Genomic DNA, 18,683 nt, shown 5'->3' with positions numbered 1-18,683 from the left:
CCTTGATCCACCGACGTGATGTCTGTGGATGACTCTTCCGGAAACGAGGAAGTGCCTTGTGACCTGTGATGATGGGAGTTCTTCAGGCTTCCAGCACGCACGATCGGCAAGGCACTTCCGAGATGCAAGTTTCCCATACGCCGGCGGCGGTCTCCGCTGCGTTCGATGATCCGAATCTGGTCGCGCTGGCCGGGCTGGTTCCGGTGATGCGGCTGGCCGAGCGGTGTGGTCTTTCGCGTCTGGTGGCCCAGAAGGTGAGGCTGACCGGGACAGCGAACGGCGCGGGGGCCGCGGCGGGTGCCAAGGTCAGCAGCATCGTGGCCGGCATGGCGGCGGGGGCGGACAGTATCGACGACCTCCACGTGCTGCGGCACGGTGCGATGCCGGCCCTGTTCCGGGGGATCCGCGCGCCGTCCACGCTGGGCACGTTCCTCCGCGCGTTCACCCACGGCCACGCACTCCAACTCCACGCCGTCCACCGCAGGTTCCTCGCCGGTCTGGCCGCCCACACCCCCCTGCTGCCCGGCTCCGGCACGACGGCGTTCATCGACGTCGACTCCACCCACAAACGGGTCTACGGCCGGGCCAAGCAGGGCGCCGAGTACGGCCGGTTCAAGGGCATCCGCACCATGCACCCCCTGCTCGCCACGATCTGCACCCCACAGTCGCGCCCGGTGATCGCCGCAGTACGGATGCGCCGCGGCAAGGCAGCCGATTCCCGTGGAGCCCCGAAATTCGTCAGCGAGGCACTCGCCACCGCCGCCGAGGCGGGCTGCACCGGCACCCGGATCCTGCGAGCGGACTCGCAGTTCTACAACGGCGGGGTGATCGCCGCCTGCCGCCGGGCCGGAGCCCGCTTTTCGATCACCTGCGGGATGAACCCCTCCATCAAACGGGCCGTCCTGGGCATTCCCGACGGGGCATGGCAGCAGATCACCTACCCCACCGCGGTGCCCGACCCGGAGACCGGCGAACTCATCTCCAACGCCGAAGTCGCCGAGATACCCGCCTACACCGCGTTCACCGGCCGCAAGAAGAGCGAACGGGTCACCGCCCGGCTGATCGTGCGCCGGGTCCGTGACCTGGCCAAACCCGCCGTTGTGGGCGAACAGGGCGAGTTGTTTCCCGTCTGGCGCTACCACCCGTTCTTCACCGACCAGCCCGCCCCGACGCTCCAGGCCGAGCAGGAACACCGTCACCACGCCGTCATCGAGCAGGTCATCGCCGACAGCAAAGCCGGGGCTCTGGCCCACCTTCCGTCCGGAAACTTCAACGCCAACGCCGCCTGGCTCACGCTGTGGGCGATGACCTACAACCTGCTGCGGGCCGCCGGCGCGCTGGCCTCCACGTTCCACGCCAGGGCCACCACCACCACGATCCGCACCCACCTCGTCCACGTTCCGGCCCGGATCGCCCGCTCAGCACGGCGCATCACCCTGCACCTGCCACGCAACTGGCCCTGGCAGCACGCCTGGACACACCTGCTCGACACCGCCCACGGGCCACCCGGCTGACACGAACAGCCCCCGTCCACCCGCCCGCAAGGGCCCGACCGGAACCACACCGTGGAAAAGCTGGGCAAACCAGCGGATACAACCTGCCCATACCCAGCCACCGACCCGAACCGGCCCAGAAACCGATCAGAAGATCACACTCAAACCACTTCGGTGGATCAAGGCTAAGGCCAGTGACGGGGCAAGGACGACGACCAGGGCGCAAGTGATGCCGACGTACAGCGGCAGAGTGCGGGCCGCACGCAGTTCGTGCCGCAGCAGGGGGATCAGCAGTTCTCTGGCCGTCAGCATCCCCCTTCACCGCCATCCGACGTGACCGGTGGCGCCGGGAAGTCCAAAAGCTCTGCTGCTCGGTCGAGCGGGGTGCTGGGGTCTGTCAGCTCTTCCCACGAGTCAGAGACACGTGCCCCGACCTCGTCCGTCGGGCGCTCCAGCAGCGTCAGGGCTGCGGAGGCTCCGCGACGGTCTACCGAGAGAGCGTGCACTCCGTCCACGGGCCGGAAACTGACCGAAGTTCCACTGATCACCGTGGTCAACCGGTCGCGTAGTGCCTGCCGGGTCTCGGGAGTGGCCTGGGCCGCTAGCCATGTCACCAGAACAGCCCGGGCACCGCAGACCTGTGCCACCGGCCCGCGGTCCTTCCCGGCGTCGATGGTCCGGTTGGCGAAGGCTGCGGCGAAGCCGATCGTTGCGAGACTGTCTGCTTCATTGCCAGTGCCCCAGCGGGTCCCGACCATGATCGCGCCAGGCGTTTCTGCCTCGCGGTCGTCCTCTACCCACCCTTGCAGCGGTTCCGCATCGACACGGCTGTCGCCGCCGTCGATGCTCCAGATGTGCTGACGGACCGCGAGTCCATCGGCCGGCCCCCCGCCCGGGATGCGGTGGAGGATGCCTTCCGCCACCTCGGCCCACTGCCGGTGACGATCGAAGAAGTCGGGAAAGGCGCAGTATGTGACGTTGCTGACTTCCGTGCAGCGCTGGGTCTGGGCGGGTGCCGTCCGTGCCGTGTGCCGGGCCTCCACGGTGGACTCCGGTACGGGCTGGAACTGAGCTGCCCCTGCCCCCACAACGGCGCCAAGTGCCAGCACCGCGCCCATTGCCACAAGGCGTCCGCGCAGACCGGCGAGCAGGAGTGCGGCCAGGGCGGCCAGCACGGTGAGGCACAGCAGGTACAGCAAGTGCACTTCGGCAGGTCGGTCGAGCAGATCCCTGGGCAGCGGGGGAACCGACTCGTGCTCGATGGCGATCAGCGTCAGCCACCGCCAGGACGATGTCGGAGCAAGTGCGGCAGCCACGGTCAGCACGCCCAAGCCCATCAGGACCAGAGGCCCGGCCGCGGTGGACCGCATAGCCGTGCCGGTCAGCACCGCCAGGGCGCCAGCGGCAAGGACGACCGCAGGTCCAGTGAGTACCTCGGCGGTCACGACGCTGCCCACCGGGTCAGGGCCTGCTGCCGCCAGCCCGATGCGAAGCGCGGCTGCCACCAGAGTCACGCCCGCGACGGGCAGCACCGACAGAGCATGGGCGGTGACCCGCTGCCAGGCGTCCAGGACCACAACCTCATACAGGTCTGCCATCGAATCGCGTACCGGACGCAGCACCGCCAGGTTGACAGCCAGGAATGTACCGGCGGCCACCAGCAGCGCGGGCGCCTGGGTGTACCGGGACTCGTCGTGCAGCACCGGAAACCGGTCCGCACCACTCACCGTTGAGTAGATCCACAGAGCCGCGTACGCAGCTAACGTGATCAGGACAGCCGGATGCAGCAGCAGCCGACGGCTTTCGACAACCGCGAGGGGGAGCACCACCCGTCGGCCACCCTGCCCGAACGCCTGGCCCGCAGCTTTGTCGCTGGAGGAAACGGCTTCTTCACGGAGCTGGCTCATGACACCGATGCCTCGTTTCCGGGCACTGCGTCGTGAAGCAGGAGATACCCGTCTTCCAGTGTCGGTTCACCAAGTCGGGCGCCAGAGGGCGGTACGCCGATGTTGCGGTACTCACCCAGTCCCGTACGCCACCCCGCTACCGCAGTGGGGTCCCGGTCGGAGCTGACCCAGACCTTGCCCTCAGCAAGCCGCGCCAGCCCGTCCGGTGCTCCGTCGAAATTGATGCGGCCCTTCCCCATGACGAGGACGCGGCGGCACAGTGCCGCGACATCCTCCGTCTGATGCGTCGACAGCAGCACGGTTCGCCCCACTCCCAGGTCGGCAATCAGCTCCCGGAACCGCATTCGCTGCTCCGGGTCCAGACCGACGGTCGGCTCATCAAGAATCAGCAGATCAGGATTCCCGACCAACGCGGCCGCCAGCCCAGCACGCTGCCGCATTCCTCCGGACAGCGCCTTCATCTTCTTGTTGCGCTCGTCTGCGAGTCCGACAGCTTCCAGCACGCGCCGGACCTCATCGTGGCGTTGCTTGCGCTCGCGCATCTCCTTGAGGATCGCCACGTAGTCCACGAACTCAAAGGCAGTGAAGTGCGAGTGGAATCCGGATGATTGCGGCAGAAATCCCAGCCTCCGCCGGATCGCGCGCCGGGGCCCTGCCTGCCGCGGGTCCAGCCCGAAGACGCGGAGGTCGCCCGTTTCCGGCAGCCGGGCGGTGGCCAATGCGCGCAGCAGAGTCGTCTTGCCTGCGCCGTTGGGACCGAGGAGGCCGGTCACACCAGAGGCGAGCGACAGCGTGAGATCGTCAACAGCCACAGTGCGCCGGTATTTCACGCTCAGATGCTTTACGGAAACGGTGCCGGTATCGAGGGTCATGAGAGAAGGGCCTTCCTTTCGGTGTCGAATGTGGACCGGGCCATGACCAAGCCGAACAGCAGCCCGGCGCACACCACGGTCAGAACAAGCTGTCCCTGAGCGGAAGTGAGCCATGACCCGTTCTGCGTCACGGCCGCCGGGACGATCCAGGCCCCGCCGGCCACAGCGCACACGGTGGCGGGGTTCATGTGGCGTGAGAGCAAGAGGCTCAGGGCGGTCAAGGCGCCTGAGGGCACCAGCCATGCCAGTGCCTCCAGGCCGAAGTCGGGCAGAGTGAGGGCGGCTGCCGTCGACGTCACTACGCACGTACCGAGAACGACAGCGGTACGCAGCAGCGCGACCCGGAACATGCTGAGCGGAGCCACCAGGGCCATCTCGCCCGCAGGCTCCCATCGGGCGTCGAAGCACAAGGCGACACTCACCACAGGAAGAAGGGGAGCCAACAGTACGAACAAGGCCGGTGCCCCATCCGGCGCGAGCAGCCGTGACGTCAGCGCAGCCAGCAGCATCAGCAGCGCAGATGCTCCTAGCCACGACACCCTGAGCGCTGGCACCGAGGCCACCAGTCGTGCTACGTGATCCGGCACACCCAGCCGCATCAGCCAGCGTTCCCCCGGCGAGGACACCACAGCGTCCACCGCATCGGACAGCTCAGCCCATACGGAGTCCACCACCAGGGCCACGCTCTCCTGGTGCGACAGCCAGTCCCGGCATCGGGAGCACCTATCGAGATGCCGCTCCACCGAGCGGAAGCCATCTGAAGCTGTCCCGAGGGCGTAGTGCGCCAGAGCGTCCTCGTCCGGGTGCTGCGCCCATGCCTCGTTCCTCATGTGTCCTGCCCCCTTACCTGCTGGATGTGGTCTCGAAGGCGGGCTTTGGCCCGCATGGCGCGCGTCTTGACGGTCCCCGGCGGGATGCGCAGCAACTCCGATGCCTCGCGGGTTGACAGGCCATCCAGCACCGTTGCCTGCACCACGTCTCTGAGGTCGGGCGGCAGCCGGGCCATCGCATCGTGTACGTCACCGAACTCTGCGTCTGCGAGAACCTGGTCTTCCGCAGAGCGCTCGGGCGGCTTCCCTCGCAACTGACGCAAGGCACGGTGAAGTCGGTTACGGGCGCCGCCCGCCCGCGCTGCATCCACAAGCCTTCGGGACGCAACCCGCCATAACCACCCTGCTATGTCACGGATCTCGTCCTGTCGAGCCTCGGCGCAGGCTCGCCACAACGCCACGAATGTCTCCTGCACGATGTCGTCGACCTGCGCCGCGTCGGCACATCGATGACGTAGTCGGGCTACCAGCCAAGGCGCGTACTGGCGGTACAACAACTCAAAGCTCCGGCGATCCCCGTCGGCAATAGCTGCCACAAGGTCCGAAGTCGAAGCGCTGCGTCCCGGCATATCCGTCACACCCTTACGTCGGATGAGCACGCCCAACCGGTTCTGCTTCTGAGCCGATTCTTTGAAGAAGTGCGCCGCCGCGTCCATACGGGACTCTCCTCGGTAGCCGACCTTGCCGACGACCTGGAGCACATCTGGGCCACCCATCCGGCGGACCAGCCGATTGCGGCCTGGAAGCTCGCCCACTCCTGCCCCTCCCCGTCCGGGACCAGGTGCGCGCTAATCTCCAGCGCGATGCGCGGCGCCGCCTACGTCACCGGGGGCCGGCCTCGTCGGACTCCTCTTCTGGGCAGTCCAGCAGGGGTAGGGCGTCCGGCTCACGTGTCCGATCGAGTCTCCCAGCCGTGGTCCGGGGCTGTTCGCGGTGGTTCGCCGGGCGTACGCTCCCGGCCATGACACCTACCGCAGCATTTCCCGCACACCGCCAGGAGCCGGACCCCGGCTGGGGCTTCACCCCCGCGCCCTGAACGCCCGGAGTCCCTCACCGATTGCTGATCAGTGAGGGGCTCCTGCTGTGCCACGGCCAGCTGGCCGCCGTCCAAGCCGGGGCGGACGACTGCCGGCCGGTGTGCAGCGGTTCAGTCGTTGTCGGTGTGGGGGAGCCCGTCGTCCAGGACGATGCGGATGGTCTGGCCTTCTCCGTCGACACCGGTGAGTTCGGCCGCGATCCGGTTGTAGGCGGTCGTGGCCAGCGCCCAGTCCGCCTCCAACGGGGTGGTGGCGTGCCGGGTGTCCCACAGCTTGATCAGCAGGCCGATGAGGGAGCGCCCGGACAGGACGGTCTGGACGCGGCCTTCCTTGACGTCCTCGACCGAGGGCGGGGTGCGGAAGTGGTCGTGGTCGACGGCCAGGGCGGTGAGCCATTCCCAGGTGTCACGGTGCGCGACCAGGTCCACGGAGGCCACCCCGGCCGCCTTCAGCAGCAGCACCCCGTGGGTGACCCTCGGGTCCTCCTCCTGCCCGCCGACCGACGGTGACGCGGCAGTCGGCGGGGCCGGGATCGCGGGGGCGCTGTTGCCCCGGTAAGCGGCTTCGATCCGCTGCTTGAGCACGTCGTCCTGGTCTCCGTGCTCGGGCTCGGGCTGCGCCTGGTGCTCGTGGTACTCCATGGTTTCCCCCTGGGAGTCGGTGTCGGGTGAGGCGGGCGGCTGCGCCGCCGTGGGCGCGGTCGGGCCAGTTGCCGGGGTCGGGTTGGGCGCCGGCTCGGTGGGCGGGTAGGGGCCGGTGACGTCGCCGGGCTGCTCGGCCGCCGCCGCCTGGAGCTCCGCGAGGGGGCGGAGGGTGTCGGCCAGTTCGAGGAGCTGACGGAGCTCGCCGCGGGTCTCGTTGAGATCGCTGATCATCCGGTCCTGGCGGCGCCGTACCTCCCGGTTCTCCTCGCGCAGCCCGGTGATGCCTCCCTGGATCGTCTCCAAGAGTTTCAGGCGGGTCTGGGTGAGCTCGCCGTGCAGGGCGGTCAGCCCGACCGTGGGGTCATCGAGCCGGCCGACCGGTGCCAGCAGGGCCCGTATCGCCTTCAGTTCCTCCATCGCGCGGTCGAACGCGTCTTTCCACTTCACGTAACCCCCTGGTCACTCAGAGCTGCAACCGGCCGTATCTCCCCATAAGCACTCCATGTGACGCGCCGATTTCCAGCCCTTCCCCTGGCCGGGACCGTGCGACCCCCTCCCGAAAGGCGCTCGTACGTGATTCGTACGGCATTCGTACGCCAAAGGTTCGCGCTTCGTACGCTCTGTGGGGTAAAGTGTCGGCCAGGAGGTGTTCCATGTCCGAGTTGTTCGACGCGGTCGACGCCCTGCTCGCGTCCCGCGCCACCCTTCCGCCCCCGGCGGAACGCAAACGGCTGCGCGCCGCGCACGGCCTGACGATCGACGAAGTCGCCGGCGCGCTGAAGGTCCGCCGGGCCACGGTGTCCGGCTGGGAGTCCGGGAAGACCGAGCCCCGCCCCCCGGAGCGCGACGCGTACGCCCGGCTGCTCGACAAGCTCGCGGAGCTCTACCCCGCCACCCCAGCCCCGGCCGCAGAGGACGGACCCACGCCGGATGCCCTGGTGCCCGCCACGTTCACCGGCGTGCCCGCTCCGGCTGAGCCGCAGCCCACCGAGCCGATCTCCAGCGCCGAAGTCGTGAGTGACCCGGTGAAGCCGCAGGTTCCCGCTTCGGATCTCGTGGACGCTCCGGCGACCGCGCCGCGCCCGGCGAGCACGACCAGGCCGTCGACGTCGGGCCGCCCCAGCGCACGCAAGGCGGCCGCGGCCAACACCCCCGCGGGAGGTACGGATCCGCGGTTCGAGAACGGGCCGCTGTCGGTCGTCGACGTCGAGGACGGGAAGGTGCTGGCGTACGGCGTCGGCGGCCTGGTCCTGGACGTGCCCGCCAAGTCCCTGCCCTCCCTGGTGGACTGGACGCTGAGGGAGGCCAAGCTTGGGCAGCCGAAGCTGTCCGGCCCCGGGAGGCCGGCCGACCCCCTGCTCGTCCTGACCGAGGCCGCCCTGGAGCGCTACGGGCTGCCCGTCACGCTCACGGCGGAGGAGAAGGACGCCGGGCGGATCCCGGAGGGCCACAAAGTCATCAAGCAGCTGACCCGGGCCGACTGGAAGCTCACGAAGAGGGGCTTCGGGCCGTGGGCGAGGATCTACCGCCCGGCCAAGGGCTCGGAACGCCAGTGCGTCCAGCTGTGCATCCCCTCCTGGAACGCGCTGGACCCCCGCTTCTGGGACCACGCCGCAGAACTCCCCCCGGCGGAACTCACCCGCGTCCTGGGCACCTACGCGACCCGGGTGATGACGCCGCGCGGTTCCACCGCCGTCACCAGCCTGGAACTGATGACCGCCCTGCACCCGCCGACCCACGCTGTACGGGACGAGGAGACCGGCGCCCTGCGGCAGGCCGACACCAAGACGCCCGGGTCACTCGGCTCGGACCCGGTGGACTGCGCCCCGCCCGAGGCCCCCAACGGGCACCCGGTCCTCAACGCGCTGAACCTGCCGCGCTTCCACGTGCGCGGCCCCTCCGAGATGCTGTTCGAGGAGGTGTACGACTGGGCGCGGCCGATGACCGACGCGGAGTGCACGCTGCGCTATCTGGTGGGCCTGGACGTGAACATGGCCTTCGGCGCCGGAGCGAACGGGCTGAACGTCGGCCTCGGTGAGCCGACGCACGTGAAGAACCCGGTGTTCGACCCGAAGCTGCCCGGATCCTGGCTGGTCGACCTCTCCCACGTCGACCTGTCCCACGTGAAGGCCGGCAAGGAGTGGGTGGCCCTGGACAGCAACCTGCTGCCGAGCCCGTTCACGCCCAAGGGCGACCACCCGACCGGTCCGGCCTGGTACGCGACACCGACCGTGGCGTACGCCCAGGAGCTCGGCTACGACGTCGCCCCGACCGAGGCGTACGTCCGGTACGACAACGGCCGCTACCTGGACGGCTGGTACCAGCGGCTGCGCGACGCCTACCTCGCCACCATGGCCGACCTCGGCGTCACCACCGACCTCTCGCCGGAAGACTTCCTCACGGCGATGGACGGTTACAAGAACCGTGACCCGGAGCTGGGCATCGTCATCACGGCCATCAAGGCAACGGCCAAGGGCGGCATCGGCAAGCTCCGCGAGCGCCCCCGGGGTGAGGGGTGGCGGACCGGCGAGCGGTGGCGGGCCCTGGACCGCCCGACGTGGCGTCCCGACATCCGGGCGGCGGTCATCTCCCGCACTCGGATCAACCTGCACCGCAAGATCGTCAAGCATGCGGCATTCACCGGCCAGTACCCGATCGCGATCATGTCCGACTGCGTCGTCTACGCCGCGAACGGGCCCAGCCCGCTGGACTTCGTGCCCTACCGGGACGGCAAGCCGCTCCCCGGCGGCTTCAAGCTCGGCATCAACCCCGGCCTGGTCAAGCACGAAGGCACCCAGACCGTCCTGTGGGGCGAAGAGGTCCGCGAGAAGTTCGACGCCCCGGAACTCAACCTCGCCCGGTCCATCAAGGACGGCACCGTCAGCACCGCCGACAACGGAGAGTAGGAGACCGGCATGAGCCTGATCGGGGACGGCCTGAACAAGGCGGTGCAGAAGGCGTTCACCCGCCCGGCGCCGAAGAGCGCGGGCGCGCAGATGCGGTACCTGGTGAAGCAGCTCGGCGGCACGAAGGCGGTCGCGCAGATGCTGCGGGTCTCCCAGCGCACGGTGGAGCGGTACGTGAAGGACCAGATCAAAAAGCCCCGCCCCGACCTCGCCGGACGCCTGGACCGGGAGGTGAAGGCCCGGTGGCAGCCGCAGATCCGGGCCAAGGCCAAGGCCAAGGCGGCGTCCACCAACGGCATCATGATCGACGTCCGCGCCCGCCTCGGCTACACCGCCCCGATCGGCTCCACCGACCAGGACCGCATCCGCCACCTCACCCTCGCCCTCCCGCCGGTCCACGCCGCCCGGCTCTTCGAGGCCCAGGAGCAAGGCGCGTCCGACGCTCGCCTCCAGGAGATCGCCGCCGAAGCCCTTAAGGAGGTCTACTTCCAAGATGGTGGCCGCCGCGCCGGCTCCCTGGACGAAGTCCGGTTCACCGACATCGAACACCTCGAGTTCGACCTGTAGGCAGAAGGCCTGAACACCCTCCGCGAGCCCCGGGCCGATGACGGTCCGGGGCTCGCCTCCGTGCTCTGCACCTGCCCATCTGCGAGCCTCGCCCAAAGGCTCGTTACATGCTGGAGGCAGGCACGGTGCGCAGGAGGCTGGCAACGATGCCGATCAACGCTTCTGCCTCCCCGCGGCTGTACGAGAAGTCCTTGGTCACCTCGTCGGCGTGCTCGGCGCCCGACGCCTGGTCGAACACCGCCTTGTAGATCGCACGCCACCGCTGCGCCTGGCTGCGCTGGTGGAGGTCGTCGTTTTGCTGATCTGGGGCCAGTCGGCCACGGCCAGGATGCGCTCCATGGCCTGGCGGGCGCTGCCGATCGCCTTGTCGAACTCGCCGTCGTGCAGCAGGCGACGGGCGGTCTGCAGGTACGTCGCAGCATCGCGGCGCGCCCCGGCGGAGGTCGGAAGGGGGATGGAGAGGGCGAAGCCGAAGGCGGCACCCAGACGTTCCAGCTCGTCCTGCCACACGCTGGCCGGGACACGAATATGTTCGCGGCTTTCGGCGGAGGAATGGTCGAACTGGATGAATCCGCTGAGGTGCAGTTCCAGGAGCAGGTCATGTCCGGCCCGGTGTTCTTCGAGGTCCAGCAGCTGCTGGTTGGTGACGGGGAAGGCGAGGCGGACGCTGGTGTGGTTGTGGTTGGTCAGCCGGATGCGGGTGGGCTTGGCGGTGGCGATCCACCGCGAGCTGGGTGAGGCAGCGGAGACCTCCGCCTCGACCTCGCACAGCAGGTTGTGTTCCAGTCCGGTGGGCTGTAGTTCGGCCGGGATGGTGAGGCGGTGTACGTCGAAGCCAGGCGACAGGCTGACTCGGGTCGAGTCGATACGGATCTGCGCGAACTGGGTGTCGCTGAACTGGAGCACAACGGGCCTTCCTGCCGGCTGGTAACAGGTCATTGTCTCGGTCGTGAGCGACGGCGTCCTCCGTTTCGGCGCAGAGCCCTGAAAGGGCTGGCAGTGGGAACAGGCGGGCGTGTGATTACCGCGATCACACCAGGCGAAGCCGTGTGCAACGAACTGCCCGCAGCAGGCGGGCCCGAGGCATGATCTACCAGGAGGGCGTGTCAGGCGCCCATGAACTTGGGGAGGGCCCACACGGCGGAAAGTCCCGGTGTCTACCGGTGGCCGACGTACTTTCACGAAGCGAAGTCTTCTGACGTCCTGTACATGCAGGAGAACGGTCTGCTGGACCTCCCCATCGGGGCCGGGGTCCTGCTGGGTGGTGGCGAGCGCTTCCGGGTGGTAGACACCTGGTTCAGCTACGACGACAACGGCGTCTTCAACATCGGCCTCCACATCTTCCTGGAGCCAGTCACTGAGGAGGACGATCGCCTCAAGCAGATCGATCCTGCCTACTTCAGAGACGTCCCTGACGCCTGATCGTCCAAGCGGCACCGCTCCCCGCCCAGTTCAGGCGGGGGGCGGTGCCGTGGTATTGCCCCGGCCTGCCGTGCGCTCCGAGAGCTGGCAATGCCCGCCGTGCCCAGTTCAGTCGTTGTTGGTCGGCTTCTCCTCGAAGAACCAGCCGTGGGCGGCCATGCCCTCTTTCGTCCACTCCATGACCAGCAGGGCCCCTTCCTTGGCCCGGGTGGCGTCGCGGCCGCGCCCGTCCGCGAAGTAGCGGATCAGGGCCCCGGCGGCCGGCCGGTCCGCGTCGCACGCCGGGCACAGTTCCAGGTGGATCGGCCGTCCGTGCTCGTCGTTCTGGGGCATCACGATGCTGGTGAGCAGGTCGCCGCGGCACCGCGAACACTGCGGCAGCCGGTCAGAGGTCACAACTCGGACCATAGGGTGCCCCCTTGCTCATAACGTGACCCCCCACCCAAGACCTGCTCACCTGTCGCGTCAACCCCCACGACCAGGACGATTCCGGCCCTGCCTCACGATCGGCTGCCAGCTGCGGCAGTCGTCGGCTCCTCTGTCCACAGGCGATCCGTGGTCTCTGGAACCTATGAGCGATCACGAGCAGCAGCCGGCCCCAAGCCGCGGCAAGGTCCTGGACGCCCTCGTACGGGCGGAGCGGAAGGTCTTCACCCGGCCCGCACCGAAATCGGCAAAGGCTCAGGTGAAATTCCTCCTCACGCGGGCGAAGGGGTCCACGAAGGTCCTGGCGGAGCTTCTGGGTGTCTCGCGCCGTACGGTGGAGCGCTACCGTGCCGGCACGCTGACAACCCCGCAGAAGCGCCTCCAGGTCGCCCTTGTGGAGGAGACCGAATCCGAGTGGCAACCGCAGGTCAGAGCACAAGCACGGGAGCAGGCAGCCACCTCCGACGGGATGATGGTGCACGTCGTCGCCTACTTCGGGTTCACCGCCACCGGGTCCTCCGACGACGGCCGCGAACGGCACATCACCACCGCGATCTCACCCACCTACGCACAGCAGATCCTCCAGCTCCAAGAGGCCGGTGCGACGGAGGAGGAGCTGCATCCGGTCGTCGCCCAGGCCGTCACCGAGTCCTATTTCACAGAATGGGGCAGCCGGGCCCAGGGGCTGCGCGCGGATTTCACCCACGTCCAGTCGATAGATTTCGGGTTCTGACACCACACAATTACAGGGCTGCTATAACCGTTTTCAGCGGGCCGCCGTACAGCGCTCTGACGGCGGCCCGCCCCCATTCCTCTCCCTGAATTGTGAGGCCGACGATGACCGCTCCCCTGCCGTCCTGGCCGCCCCGGCACACCGACCGCCGCCCGACCGTCCCGCGCATCGCGGTTCCCCGCGAGCCGCTCGATCCGGCCCGTACCGGACGGCGCTGGGTACGGCGCCGCGCCCGGGGCATGACCGCTGAGGCCGCCGCGGCCGCCCTGGACGTCGCCCAGTTCGACGCCCGGCAGAACTCACGACACGAGGACCTCGCCGGTGACGAGCGCGGCCCGGCGGAACTCGGCGAGTGGGAACGCATCGCCCAGCTGCTCGCCGACGCGGCCCCGGGCACCGTCTACGACCCCGACACCGACGACGTCGTACGGGCCGAGCTGGCCGCCGATGCCGCGGCCGCCGCCGCCCGGGAAGCTGAGCTGCGCGAAGCGATGCGGATCGCGGCCCGCGCCGACGAGCTCCAGGCGCTGCGCGAACTCGGCACCCTGGACCAGGCCGAGCCCCGTACTGGGGACGAAGCCGTACGCGAGGAGCTCACCCGGCGAGCCGGCGGATACGTCCAGGATGACGTCGACACCTGGCTCGCCCGCGCCCTGGCCACCCACCGAGGCCACTACCAGGACCCGGCCGCCCGCGAGGAAGCCGCGGTCGGCCTTCTCACCCCGCCGGTCGCCGCGCACGCCGCGCTGCTCGCCGAACTCCTCCGCCTGGTCCCCGCCGCCGGTGTCGACCAGCTGGCGTTCGCCGCCCGCCTGGCCGGCACCGAGCCGGAAGCCGCCGGAGACCTGGCCGCCTTCCTCGCCCGCGCCCGCCCCGACGGGCGATGACATCACCGTCCGCACACCCCCAGAGCCCCGGAACCATCGGAGACCCCTGGGGGGTTGGGTGCCAGAGATGCGCGTTTTGACCGATACCTCTGGAGGATCGGAGGCCGTTCTCCCAGGCAGGCGCGTTTTCCGAAACACGCTGGGGGTCTGGGGGGCTCGCGCGCCGAACGGTGTCACGGTGACGGAGCGTGTGCGTGACATCGCCTGTCACGCTCCCCAGAGGAGGGTGTCACGCCACCATGAATACGTCCAAGAATGCCCGTTTCTGGAGGCCATGCGATGCTCGCAGGCCGAACTCGCACGCCAGCGTGACATCCGGGAACGAGCACCAGAGCGGTATGGGCCGTCAGAACCCGGCGCTCGCGTGCGGGGTGGTGGTTCCGGGAGATTTCAGGGTGACCGATGGCAGCGCAACCTCCCTCGCACTTACCCAGAGCGTTTCTCTGGGGCAGTCGGCGCCCACCAACAACGCGTTGTTCCGATCCGTAACCGAACTCGGCCGGACTAGAGTCCACCACATGACGAAACTTGCGGACGACGCAGAGACCGCCGAGCGTGCACGGGCTGCGGCCAAGCTACTTCTGCAAGCAGGGGACAAGCTCATAGCCTCCCCCCTGAGCCTTCCGCCCCAGAACTACAAGGTGGTCCTGGGCGTCTACAGCTGGTGGCGCCTCGTCAACCGAACGTCGGCCGCCGTTCTCCTTCTTCTGGACAACGGCTACACCGCTCCTGAAGTCGCACCCCTCATGCGAAACATCTTCAACCACGCCTACGCCATCAACTGGCTGGTCGACAACGGCGAGGCCGCGGTGGACGCCGTGGTCTCGGTGGGCTCAGATGAACAGCAGAGTCTGCAAGGCTGGCTCGAGAGGACCGGATGGGCGATCGCTGCGCAGTATCGTGCAGAGATCGATGCTCACAAGGCTGCCAACCCCGAACCGGTCCGCGACGCTACCGCTGAGGCGCTGCACAAGCGCCTCAAGAGCGAGCTGGGCAACGTCTCCCTCATGCTGGAAAGGTACAGCTCAGCTGACATCTATCCGGTTTACAAACTCCTCTCCGGGCTGTCGCACACCTCCGTGCAGACGGCCAGCGCCTACCTAGAGCAAGACTCCAGCAGCGGCGAAGTCCAGATTCGATCCACTGCCCCTCAACTCGGCTACGCCGACGTCATCCAACTGACGATCGCCCTCCTACAGGCTGCCCACGTCTTCAGCCCGCTGCTCGACGGCGACCCGCTGCGTGCTGCCGTCGATCAGGCGCTCGCCTCCTTGGGGCTGGAAGGTCTGGACTTGGTGCCAACCCGCACTCCGTGATCTCGGCCAGTTACTCAGGTAGCGCCACCGATATCAGCTCGCAAGGTCGGAAATGCCCGGCCCTCCCTGGACGGGTCACAGCGAGGAGACCCCAGGGCCGGAGGTCTGCCGATACCGTGGTGGCACACGCCCGTTCGCGCCCTGGAGGCCCTCGATGAGCGAACAGCCGGCCCCCGCCGCCCGGCAGCAGTTGGAGCCCGACACGGCTGACGGCTTGCGCGCGTACGCGGCCCGGACCCGCGAGAGCGCCGACCAGCTCGCCGCAGTCCTGGAGGACATCGCCACCAACGGCCTGCCCGACCCCGAGCAGTGCACGCCGTGGGAGGAGCTGCGCGAAGCTCACCTGGCCCGGCTCGCCGCTCAGCGCCCGGCCGTCGCCTGATGCCCGCACCGCACGGCCCCCGCCGCCGCGCCCGCATCGCGTTCTCCGACTCCGCCGCCAAGCAGCTGGACACCATCACCAGCGAGGCCGAGCTCCACGCCCTGGACCGCGCCCTGGTCGTCGTCTCCGTCGACCCCGACGCCGGCGAACTCCTGCCCGGCGACAGCACCGGACCGCAGCTGCGCCAGTACGTCGACGACGTCGAACGCGTCCGGCTCGTGTACTGGGTCACCGCGCTCAAGACCGTCGTGGTCGTGGCCTTCCTCGAGGTGTAGCACCCGACCACGGATCTCGCGCTGCTCGTGCTCTGCACCGTGCAGCACGCCCTGCTGCACGGTGTGATCGGGGGTGCTGGGGTGTGATCGGGGGTGCTGGAGAGCGCTGACATTCGAAGGCCGGCCCCGGGCCGCGTACGGGTGCTGCTCGTGCAGCGGGCCCGCCTTACCGTGCAGCGGCTCGCCTCGCCCGGCTCTGCTCCAGCTGCTGCACGCGGTCGCGGCGGGCGGCGCCCAGTCGTGAGCACGTCTGCGCCGCGTACTCGAAGTACACGTCGACGTCCGTGCTGTTCTCGTGCTGGGCGACCGCGTACGCGGCCTTCAGGGTCTCGAAGGCCGCGAGAACGGGCAGGGTGACGTTCTCGTGCGCCCCGGTCGCCGTGGCGAGGTAGTGGGCGAAGCCGAAGTTGTAGCTGCGGTTGCGCTCCGCCTCGGTCACGCGCAGGTGGGCCTTGCGGGCCGCCTCGAACCACCGCAGGCCCTCGTCCACGCCCAGGGCGTCCACGACGATCGTGAGGAACGGGGTCACCCGCTCTGCGGTCGCGGGCCAGCTGTCGGTGTCCGGGCCGAAGCGGGTGCGCAGCTCCTGGGTGAAGTGGTGGCCGAAGTCGTACGTCACCCTTCACTTCTACCGCGACGACCGGCCCTCGGTCTGGCGGCTCGCGGAGATCCGCTGCGGGAACGTCCGTACGCACCACGTCACCTGCGGGTTTCCACTACACGGGAACGATATGAGGCCCCTCCCGCGACACGAGAACGGCGCTGCACCCCGATGAGGTGCAGCGCCGTGTTACCCGCTCGCTCGGGTCATCCGACGGCGTGCAGCGACGCGCGCCTCTTGGCGGCCGTGGCCTTCTTCGCGGCGGCCGCGGCGGCGCGCTTCTTGCGCTGCTCGGCCAGCTGGTCTTGGTACGCGGCGACGGCTCGGTTGTAGTCGGCGACGTAGCTCTTGCTGTCGAGCCGGTCAGCCCTGGGCATCGCCTTCACGGCTGCCACGGCCTCCTCGGGGGAGTCGTAGCCCGCGAGCATCGGGTTGATCTGGTAGACGCCGTTACGGATCTTCTTGACGAGCTTGGCGAGCTCCAGCTCCCGCAGGGCGGCGTTCGCACTGGGGCGGCTGAGCCCGAGGAGCTCCCCGAGGGTTCCCTGGTCCATCGCGATGCGGCCGCCGGCCTCGCTGGCTCCCCGCATCTTCAGCAAGGCCCGGTAGGCGGCGGGCGGCAGGTCCAGGTCGGCGAGAAGGCCGTCGGCGTTGGTCGCCGACCACTGCAAGGTACTCACTGGGCTGATCCCTCCTGCTGGCGCTGCTCCCGGGCCAGTCGGCGTGCAGCGCGTTCCTCGGCCCGCTTCTTGCGCAGTTCCTCAATAGCTTCGCGCATGTGGTCAAGCGACGGGAACCGCACCAGGTCCGGCAGGCTCTCGTCCATGCGGATTCTCGCGATCGTTTTGTCCTGGTCGACCTGCACGTACTCGGCTTCGATCAGCTCAGTGCCCGGGATGAACTCCGCTACGCGGTACGAGTAGGGCGGGTTGAACTGGTAGACGCCGCGGCGCACCTTGAAGACGATGCCGTGGCCCATGATCTCCTGAAGCGCCTCGTTGATCTTCGCGCGGGGTACGTCCAGGACGGTCGCCATCTCCTCCTGCGTCAGCCGGATCTGCCCGCCGGCCTTCTGACACGCGATCATCAGCAGGATCAGGCGCAGAGGCAGGGCCTCGCGGAAGTACTGCGCGATCAGGAAGAAGAACTCCAGGGAGTCCATGGAGAAGGCCTTGGGGCGCTCCGGGGTGTCGTACACCTCCATCGGCTTGCGCTCGCTGCTGATCGAGACCTTCCGACGGGGGTAGCGCCGGGCCACGGCGTCCAGGTCCTCAACCGGCTGCACAGGCTGCGACCATGCCTGGATCTCGTTGCCCAGGGGCAGCTTCGTACGGCGCGGCCCGCGCTTCGGTACGGACCGGCGGCGCTGCGGCTCGGATGTCACGAGGCTGCTCTCCACTTCCCTGATCTTGGACGACTGCAGTATGTCAGCCACACCGACAGAAATGTCGGTGTGGCTGACGTTCCGGCGAGTTGTGTCCCCCCTGGGGGGACACAACTCCCCCTCCCCTCGACTGCGGACCGCCTGACGCAACACTCGCACAAACGTCAGCCAGGCTGACGTTTCGATGTGAAAACTGTCAGCCTGGCCGACATTAAGTCTGCGATGTGACTACTCAGGAGGTACACATCGCAGGCGTTATGTACCTCCTGGGGGAACACATCTCCGAACTTCCAACCCTGTGACCTGCGGGTTCTTGATTTTCCTTAGTATTAGGTGGCTGAGGTCACCGACCACCGGGGCTGAGGCGGCTTCGCGTGCGCCTCCGGGAACTCGCCGCGGCTTGTGGGGAGGGTCAGCGGCGCTGAGTATCGGGTGGTGCCGACCGTGACGAGACAAGCCGCAGCAAGAGGGGCCGAGGTCCGCTGCGGGTTCCGCCGCCCGGCCCGAGGGGCCGTTCGCCTCCGGTACCTCCGCACGCCGCAATCCCAGCTTCCGCATATCTCAGGTTCCGTTCTGTGGCTGGGCCCACAGCTTCCCAATTCGTCATTCCTCAGGTGCGTAACGCAACTAAATTCAGTTCGAATAATGGTGTGCTCAAGGGGTACCCCAAGCGCGTGGTTGGGGGTGTCCTCTACTTCCGCCAATGCTACATGTGCATCTCCCGGATGCACCCGCTATACTGAAACCCCCACCCGAACGAGCGACCCCCATCCCTGTAACCAGCCCGGCCCGCATCGCGGGCCCTGAAGGTTCTGGAGGCGCAGCCGGAAGGGCCGCCCGGCGGGGGAGCGCAGCGGACCTGCCAGGAGCGCCCCGCGCTCCTGGCAGGTCCCGTACTGGAGGCCCCACTAGCCGCACCACCACACCCCGCGGCCGGGGCCGCGCACCGCTCGGGCCAGCCGGGCGCGCAGCGGCCGGCCCCACTGCCTCCAGGAGCGCAG

General features: G+C 68.6%; 20 protein-coding genes. 9 read left to right on the top strand and 11 right to left on the bottom strand.

The features are described from left to right. Nucleotides 1–122: 122 nt before the first annotated feature. Nucleotides 123–1,514, top strand: a complete 1,392-nt coding sequence (locus B9S58_RS24370) for an IS1380 family transposase (RefSeq protein WP_103531556.1) — start codon at nt 123–125, stop codon at nt 1,512–1,514. A 126-nt stretch (nt 1,515–1,640) separates the two neighbouring features. Here the strand turns inward: B9S58_RS24370 and B9S58_RS38165 are convergent, their stop codons facing one another. The 6 genes from B9S58_RS38165 to B9S58_RS24345 form a co-directional block, all read right to left on the bottom strand. After that, entirely contained in the window at nt 1,641–1,805 is a 165-nt protein-coding gene (locus B9S58_RS38165) for a hypothetical protein (RefSeq protein WP_181009438.1), read from the bottom strand. Then, nucleotides 1,799–3,400, bottom strand: a complete 1,602-nt coding sequence (locus B9S58_RS24365; protein ID WP_103534202.1) for an ABC transporter permease — start codon at nt 3,398–3,400, stop codon at nt 1,799–1,801. Before B9S58_RS24365 ends, B9S58_RS38165 begins: the two co-directional genes overlap by 7 nt. Next, nucleotides 3,397–4,272, bottom strand: coding sequence for an ABC transporter ATP-binding protein (locus tag B9S58_RS24360; RefSeq protein ID WP_103534201.1), 876 nt, complete (start codon nt 4,270–4,272; stop codon nt 3,397–3,399). Before B9S58_RS24360 ends, B9S58_RS24365 begins: the two co-directional genes overlap by 4 nt. Then, entirely contained in the window at nt 4,269–5,102 is an 834-nt protein-coding gene (locus B9S58_RS24355) for a hypothetical protein (RefSeq protein WP_103534200.1), read from the bottom strand. The genes B9S58_RS24360 and B9S58_RS24355 overlap by 4 nt, the downstream gene beginning before the upstream one ends. Then, entirely contained in the window at nt 5,099–5,671 is a 573-nt protein-coding gene (locus B9S58_RS24350; protein WP_103534205.1) for an RNA polymerase sigma factor, read from the bottom strand. The genes B9S58_RS24355 and B9S58_RS24350 overlap by 4 nt, the downstream gene beginning before the upstream one ends. A 578-nt stretch (nt 5,672–6,249) precedes the next feature. Further along, nucleotides 6,250–7,230, bottom strand: a complete 981-nt coding sequence (locus B9S58_RS24345; RefSeq protein WP_258044965.1) for a hypothetical protein — start codon at nt 7,228–7,230, stop codon at nt 6,250–6,252. A 206-nt stretch (nt 7,231–7,436) separates the two neighbouring features. On the opposite strand from B9S58_RS24345, the gene B9S58_RS24340 reads away from it, so the two are divergent. Then, a complete protein-coding gene (locus B9S58_RS24340; protein ID WP_103534198.1) occupies nt 7,437–9,689 on the top strand; it encodes a helix-turn-helix domain-containing protein in 2,253 nt (750 codons plus the stop codon). A 9-nt stretch (nt 9,690–9,698) separates the two neighbouring features. Further along, nucleotides 9,699–10,256, top strand: a complete 558-nt coding sequence (locus B9S58_RS24335) for a DNA-binding protein (protein ID WP_103534197.1) — start codon at nt 9,699–9,701, stop codon at nt 10,254–10,256. Between the two features lie 195 nt (nt 10,257–10,451). Here B9S58_RS24335 and B9S58_RS24330 read toward each other — a convergent pair whose 3' ends face one another. Then, nucleotides 10,452–11,162, bottom strand: coding sequence for a hypothetical protein (locus tag B9S58_RS24330; RefSeq protein ID WP_103534196.1), 711 nt, complete (start codon nt 11,160–11,162; stop codon nt 10,452–10,454). A gap of 303 nt (nt 11,163–11,465) precedes the next feature. Here B9S58_RS24330 and B9S58_RS24325 point away from each other — a divergent pair, with 303 nt between their 5' ends. Next, nucleotides 11,466–11,678 (top strand): hypothetical protein, encoded by a 213-nt coding sequence (locus B9S58_RS24325; RefSeq protein ID WP_146063558.1) that lies wholly within the window; start codon nt 11,466–11,468, stop codon nt 11,676–11,678. Between the two features lie 108 nt (nt 11,679–11,786). Here the strand turns inward: B9S58_RS24325 and B9S58_RS24320 are convergent, their stop codons facing one another. After that, on the bottom strand, nt 11,787–12,074 hold the full coding sequence (locus tag B9S58_RS24320) for a DUF6300 family protein (RefSeq protein ID WP_258044964.1): 288 nt from the start codon (nt 12,072–12,074) through the stop codon (nt 11,787–11,789). Nucleotides 12,075–12,249: 175 nt separating this feature from the next. Here B9S58_RS24320 and B9S58_RS24315 point away from each other — a divergent pair, with 175 nt between their 5' ends. The 5 genes from B9S58_RS24315 (at nt 12,250) to B9S58_RS24295 (ending at nt 15,697) form a co-directional block, all read left to right on the top strand. Then, nucleotides 12,250–12,837, top strand: coding sequence for a terminal protein (locus tag B9S58_RS24315; RefSeq protein WP_103534193.1), 588 nt, complete (start codon nt 12,250–12,252; stop codon nt 12,835–12,837). Nucleotides 12,838–12,941: 104 nt separating this feature from the next. Next, nucleotides 12,942–13,724, top strand: a complete 783-nt coding sequence (locus B9S58_RS24310) for a hypothetical protein (RefSeq protein ID WP_181009437.1) — start codon at nt 12,942–12,944, stop codon at nt 13,722–13,724. A 518-nt stretch (nt 13,725–14,242) separates the two neighbouring features. Next, the gene (locus tag B9S58_RS24305) at nt 14,243–15,040 is read left to right on the top strand and encodes a DUF5677 domain-containing protein (protein WP_146063557.1); all 798 of its coding nucleotides are present in this window, start codon (nt 14,243–14,245) and stop codon (nt 15,038–15,040) included. A 154-nt stretch (nt 15,041–15,194) separates the two neighbouring features. Continuing rightward, nucleotides 15,195–15,422, top strand: a complete 228-nt coding sequence (locus B9S58_RS24300) for a hypothetical protein (RefSeq protein ID WP_103534191.1) — start codon at nt 15,195–15,197, stop codon at nt 15,420–15,422. Continuing rightward, nucleotides 15,422–15,697, top strand: coding sequence for a hypothetical protein (locus B9S58_RS24295; protein WP_103534190.1), 276 nt, complete (start codon nt 15,422–15,424; stop codon nt 15,695–15,697). The genes B9S58_RS24300 and B9S58_RS24295 overlap by 1 nt, the downstream gene beginning before the upstream one ends. 166 nt (nt 15,698–15,863) lie before the next feature. Here the strand turns inward: B9S58_RS24295 and B9S58_RS24290 are convergent, their stop codons facing one another. From B9S58_RS24290 to B9S58_RS38160, 3 genes are all read right to left on the bottom strand, one after another. After that, nucleotides 15,864–16,316, bottom strand: a complete 453-nt coding sequence (locus B9S58_RS24290; RefSeq protein WP_103534189.1) for a hypothetical protein — start codon at nt 16,314–16,316, stop codon at nt 15,864–15,866. A gap of 188 nt (nt 16,317–16,504) precedes the next feature. Then, nucleotides 16,505–16,978: a helix-turn-helix domain-containing protein gene (locus B9S58_RS24285; protein ID WP_103534188.1), complete on the bottom strand. Its 474-nt coding sequence runs from the start codon at nt 16,976–16,978 to the stop codon at nt 16,505–16,507. Next, entirely contained in the window at nt 16,975–17,733 is a 759-nt protein-coding gene (locus B9S58_RS38160) for a hypothetical protein (RefSeq protein ID WP_258044963.1), read from the bottom strand. The genes B9S58_RS24285 and B9S58_RS38160 overlap by 4 nt, the downstream gene beginning before the upstream one ends. Between the last annotated feature and the right edge of the window lie 950 nt (nt 17,734–18,683).

The sequence above is a fragment of the Streptomyces sp. SM11 genome (assembly GCF_002910905.1).
Classification (GTDB): domain Bacteria; phylum Actinomycetota; class Actinomycetes; order Streptomycetales; family Streptomycetaceae; genus Streptomyces.
This window is presented reverse-complemented; position numbering and strand designations above follow the sequence as displayed.